The organism is Kitasatospora sp. NPDC056651 (genome assembly GCF_042792155.1).
Lineage (GTDB): Bacteria > Actinomycetota > Actinomycetes > Streptomycetales > Streptomycetaceae > Kitasatospora.
In genome coordinates, this window is sequence record NZ_JBHTWX010000075.1 from 39849 (window position 1) to 45582 (window position 5734).

Genomic DNA, 5734 nt, shown 5'->3' on the forward strand with positions numbered 1-5734 from the left:
CGTGCGGGGGGGGCTGGGCGTGGGGGGGGGGCCGGGCGCACTCGCGGGGCGGGTTGGTCGTTTTGGTGTCCCCCCCGGGGTCACCCCGGTTTTTGGGGGGGGGGGGGGGGGGCCGGGCGGGCCCCCCCGGGACTCGCGGTAGCGGGGGGCTGGTTCGGCGGACGCGCCCCCGGGGGAGGGGGACGCGTCCGCCACGTGGTGCCGGTGGGCCGTCATCGCCCCCGGGGCACGGGGGCGTCGAGCGGGGAACGGGACGCGGCGGCGGGGGCGTAGCGGCGGATCGTCTGGGCCGCGTCGGCCTCCCGGTCCAGCTCGCCGCTGCTCGCCGCCTGCTTGATCGCGGCCAGCGTCGCGCGCGCCTGGTCGGTGTCGAGGGCGAGGCCCATCGAGTCGGCCACCGTGCGCACCGCAGACACGCCGGAGTGCTTGCCCAGCACGATGCGCCTGCTCCGGCCGAGCAGTTCGGGCCGGTAGGGCTCGTAGGTGCTCGGGTCCTGGGAGATGCCGTCCAGGTGGAGCCCGCTCTCGTGGGTGAACGCGTTGGCTCCCACCACCGGCTGGTACGGCGGCACCTGCACCCGGATGAGCTCGGCGACGTACTCGGCCAGCGACTGGAGCTCGCCGAGGTCGAGCCCGGTGTCGTGGCCGAGCGCGGTGCCGAGGGCCATGACGACCTGCTCCAGCGGCGCGTTGCCGGCCCGTTCGCCGATGCCCAGGACGCTGCACTGCACCCCGGAGGCCCCTGCCGCGAGGCCCGCGAGGGAGTTCGCGGTGGCCAGGCCGAGGTCGTTGTGGCAGTGCACGGCGAGGGGCAGCGGGCAGCCGGCGCCGACCGCGCGGACCAGCGCCGCCATCGAGGCCGGGTGCGCGATGCCCACCGTGTCGGCGAGGCCGAACGAGTCCGCCCCGGCCTCGGCGGCGGCCAGGCCGACCCGGATCAGCACCTCGGGATCGGTGCGGGTGGCGTCCTCGGCCGCGAAGACGACCTGTCGCCCCGCGCGCTTGGCGCGCCGGACGGCCCGGTCCACGCCGGTCAGCACCTCGTCCAGGCTCATCCGGAGCTTGTTGGTCAGATGGCTCTCGGAGGTGCCGATGAAGATCGCGATGCTGTGCGCACCGGTCTCGATCGCGGCGTCCACGTCGCGGTCCAGCGGCCGGGCGATCACCTGCACCAGCGCGTCACCGCCCGCGTCGACGATGCCGCGGATGGCCGCGGCCTCCTCGGTGGAGACGGCCGGGAACCCGGCCTCGATCAGCGGGATGCCCAACGCTCCCAGGCGGCGCGCGAGTTCGCGCTTGTGGGCGGGTGTGAACACCACGCCCGGCATCTGCTCGCCGTCGCGCAGCGTGGTGTCGCTGATCACCACGGTGCCCGGCAGTTCGGGCCCGGCGTCCACCGCGTCGGTGTCGGCGGCCGCCCGTTCCCTCACCTGGGCGCGGGCGGTCGCGACGGGCTCCGGCCGCGCCGCCCCGGCGTCGGCGGCCGTGGGGGGCGCCGCGAGCCGACGGAAGCTGTTGAACAGCTGGTTCAGGCGGATCATGTCGGCGGGCGGGGCGTCCATGGTCAGCCGCCGGGAAAGGTAGGCGCGCCGCGGGTTCGTCCGGCCGAGCAGGAAGATGTCGCGGAACACCGCGCCGGTGGTGGTGATGGTCACCAGCGGGACGGTCGCCCGCGGTTCGTCGCCGTCCTCCTCCAGCAGGCGGACCACGCCGCCCTCGCTGAGCAGCAGGACGCGCGTGTCCGGCGCGCTGAGCCGGATGTCGATCCGGCGCTCCCACGCGGACAGCCCGGCGAGCAGCTGCGGTTCGGCGCCCAGCAAGGCCAGTTGGCCCCGGACGAAGTCGCGGACCTGCTCCGGTGTCACGGCCTCGTCCTCCGGCGCCGTGGCGGCGGGGCGGGCGCCGAACTCGTGGCGCTCCCGGAGCTGTCGCTGGCTGAACCAGGTCGCGGCGACAGCCGCCACGGTCAGCGGCACGCCCAGGGCCGGGCCCGGCGTCCAGACCGCGAAGGAGCCGGCCAGCACGATGCGGGTCATCACCAGCACCGCGTGGGCCCGGTAGGCCTGCGGGCGGGTCTCCCCGTGCGGGCGCAGCAGCGGGCCGACCGCGGCGGCGGCGCTCGCGGCCGCCACCAGCAGGGCGAGCACGTAGCCGGTCTGCCAGGGCCGGCCGAGGATCGCGGGCGCGCTCGCGGCCAGCGCGTACGCCCCGGCCAGCAGCAGCGCGGCCGTGCCCGCGGCGCGGGTGGCCCCGCGGTCGACCGCGAAGGTGCGGTAGCCGCCCTCGCGGTCGCCGTCGATGTCCCGGACGGCGCCGACGAGGTTGGACGCCGCGTCGTGCAGCCAGAAGACCAGGGCGACCGGCAGCAGCCGTGCCGGCGGGTAGTCCCCGACCATCATGGAGCCGTACAGGAAGGCCAGCGCGGTCATGCTGCCGCGCACGATGTTGCCGCTCAGGCCGCGGCCCTTGAACACCTTGCTGTAGGCGACCCCGGCCGCGAACGCGCCGAACACCAGCAGCACCGTGCGCCAGTTGAGCACCAGCGAGAGCAGCCCGCCGGCCGCGCTGCAGGACAGGAAGCAGCACAGCGCGGTCGTCGCGGACATCCGGCCGGAGGGGATCGGGCGCTGCGGCTTGGCCTTGGCGTCCAGCTCCCGGTCGAAGTAGTCGCCGCCGTAGAGTCCGCCGAGCCAGCCGAGGGTCGGGATCGCCCAGGCCGCGAGGCACCGCGCTGCTGACGCGTGGGGGTTCGCCAGCAGCGCTCCGGCCAGGCCGACCAAGCCGACGTAGAACGCGGTGTAGGGCCGCCACGTCTCCAGGTGCGCGAAGAGCGTGGTGCGGATGCTGGGGCGGACTACCGGCACCGGCTGACCGCCGTCTTGGCGAAGTACTCCAGGCTGCGCCTGCTCTGGCTGTCCGGCAGGCAGGCGAGCGTGTCGATCGCGTCGGCCGCGAACTTCCGGGCCTCCTGCGCGGCGCGCTCGATGGCCCCGTGCTCGGTCAGCAGGGCGAGCAGGCGGCGGTGGCGCTCCTCCAGGTCGCCCTCACCGTTCATCAGCTCGTCGAGCTCGGCGGCCAGTTCGGGGCCCGCCTCGGCGCGGCAGAGCAGGATGGGCAGGGTGAGCCGACGGTTCGCCAGGTCGCTGCTGCTCGACTTGCCGGCCTCCTCGGAGGTGGCGATGTACGGCAGCAGGTCGTCCCAGATCTGGAAGGCGACGCCGAGGTAGGTCCCGTAGCGGCCGAGCGCGTCCGCCTGCTCCGGGGTGCCGCCGCCGAGGGTGGCGCCGATGTCGCAGGAGGCCCGGAAGAGCGCCGCGGTCTTGTTCTCGATCATGCGCAGGTACGAGTTGATCCGCATGTCGCCCTTGAGCCGGATCTCCTCCTCCATCATCTGGCCCGCGCACAGGTCGGCGCCGGCCTGGGCCGCCTTGGCCATGGCCCGCACGATCCGGTTCGCCTCGACGCCGTTGGCGGCGCAGGTGGCGAGGGCCGCGAAGAGGTAGAAGATCAGCGCGTCGCCGCCGACGATGGCGTCGGCCTGGCTGTATTTCGCGTGGACGGCGGGCATTCCGCGGCGGAACTCGTCGCCGTCGATGATGTCGTCGTGGATCAGGCTGGCCAGGTGCGCGCCTTCGGTGCCGGCCGCGGCGGGCATCACCTGGTGCAGGTCACCGCCGACGGCAGCCGCGCTCTCCAGCAACAGGATCGGACGGAAGTACTTGCCCGGGGTCACCAGCGCGTAGCTGCACACCTCGGCGAGCCTGTCACCGTCCGTCCAGTCGCCGCGCAGGCGCTGGAGCACCAGGTCGGCGAGGTAGGCGACGCGGTTCCGGCTCGACGCTTCCTCGGAGGCCCCGTAGGAAAGGAGACCGTCTTCGATGGAAACTCGCCCCGAGAGTTCAGGAAAAGACAACTTCTGCATATCTATCCCAATCCATCTGCCCGGTTCCTGCGGGTCACGATGAAAGTTCAGTGGAATGCAAGTGGTGGCATGACGAACGGGAAGACGAAAACAGAGGAAAAACCGGCCGAACCGCCGAAGAATCCGAAGGAAATTCCCTTCGGATGACTTCCGGACAGTTCACCAGAAGAGTCGACACGCGTCCGGAAAGCGGACACAGCCTTTCGCTTGACATCCCCCGTCGTCCATACATCAGCAAGGCCTTCGACCCCGCTCAACCCCGAAGCGGTGAGGAATCCAATCGAGATCCATCACCATGTGATCGGAGATTATCGGCGGCGCTGGCGCCATGTCAAACACTTGTCCGCGGAACGCTGGTGCTCCGCGCCGCTGCGTAGCGACGCCATACCGGAACGTGATTTGAAGATCGGCTGTCTACCCATCAGACAGGCCGCGCGCTATTGTTCGCCGCATGTCCAGGACTATGCACACGTACGACGTGATTATTTGCGGGGCCGGGGCCGGGGGAATCGCCGCGGCCATCATGTTCGGGCGACAGGGGAAGAGCGTCCTGCTCCTGGACAAACTCCATGACACCGTCGAAACGTTCAAGGGCGAACTACTTCAGCCCGGTTCCCTCGGCATCCTCGACGGCCTCGGCGCGCTGCAGCCGCTCCGCGACGCCGGCGGCCGCGCCATCGACCGGTTGTCCTGCGCCACCGCCACCGGCGAGGAACTGTGCGCCATGGAGTACCGATGGCTCCCCGGCGACTACAACCACTGCATGACCCACACCTACAAGGGCATCCTCGACAACTTCGTGGGCATCCTTCCGGACACCGTCGAGTTCCGCCGGCGGGTCACCGTGGAATCGCTGACCCGCGACGCCGACGGCCGGGTGAACGGCGTGAACGTGCGTCAGGGCACCGGGCGCGAGGAGATCCACGCGCCGCTCGTCGTGATCGGCGACGGACACGCCTCCAAGCTGCGCGGCCAGCTCAACATCACCGTCGACACGACCCCCTACGACCACCAGGTGGTCGCGATCGACCTGACCGACGAGCCCCACCTGGCCACCCAGGCCACCACCTTCGTCACCCCGACCGGCATGCGCGTCATGTACCCGATGCCGCACGACGGCGGCCGGCTCTACCTCCAGGTCCCGCGCGGCTTCGTCAACCGCGTCGGCAAGCAGGGCCTGCCCGCCTGGCTCGACGGCGTGATCGCGGACTGCCCGGCGCTGGCGCCCGTCCACGACTCCGCCCGCCGCGGCCTGGAGACCTCCCGGGTGCTCTCCGCCCGCCGGTTCATCGCCCCCGAGTTCCACCGCGCCGGCGCGCCGCTGGTCGGGGACGCGGCCCACGCGGTGCACCCGATGGCCGGGCAGGGCATGAACGCCGCCATCGCCGACTCCGCCGCGCTGACCCAGTTGCTCGACGGGGTCGACCACGCCGACTCCGCCCGCGTCGACCGGGCCCTGAAGAGCTACGGCACCAAGCGCCGGGCGGAGGTCCGGACGATCTCCGAGTTCAGCCACCGCTTCGCCGACATGTTCACGGACACCGCCACCAAGCTCCGCTTCGCCCGCTCCACCTACATCCTGAGCCGCCACGGGCGCAACGAGCGGCTCTGCTACAAGATCATGCACAACATCTCCGGGCTGGGCTACCAGCCGTTCAGCGTCCTCGACCGCCTCCAGCAGCTCGGCCTGCCGGACCGTCACGCCCAGCTGCCGGCCCACGTCCGCCGGCTCGAGACGGTCTGACCGGGCCCGTCGGGTCCGAGCGGCAAACCAGCCGGCTCGCCGTCCCCCACCACACCTCGGTGGGGGAC

3 protein-coding genes are annotated in these 5734 nt (G+C 72.1%); 1 reads left to right on the forward strand and 2 read right to left on the reverse strand.

All coding sequences use genetic code 11. The features are described from left to right. Positions 1–212 precede the first annotated feature (212 nt). The gene (locus ACFRAR_RS26115) at positions 213–2864 is read right to left on the reverse strand and encodes a UbiA family prenyltransferase (RefSeq protein ID WP_380700620.1); all 2652 of its coding nucleotides are present in this window, start codon (positions 2862–2864) and stop codon (positions 213–215) included. Beyond that, entirely contained in the window at positions 2855–3922 is a 1068-nt protein-coding gene (locus ACFRAR_RS26120; protein WP_380700621.1) for a polyprenyl synthetase family protein, read from the reverse strand. The genes ACFRAR_RS26115 and ACFRAR_RS26120 overlap by 10 nt, the downstream gene beginning before the upstream one ends. A 451-nt stretch (positions 3923–4373) precedes the next feature. Here ACFRAR_RS26120 and ACFRAR_RS26125 point away from each other — a divergent pair, with 451 nt between their 5' ends. Next, positions 4374–5666, forward strand: a complete 1293-nt coding sequence (locus tag ACFRAR_RS26125) for an FAD-dependent oxidoreductase (protein ID WP_380700622.1) — start codon at positions 4374–4376, stop codon at positions 5664–5666. Positions 5667–5734 lie beyond the last annotated feature (68 nt).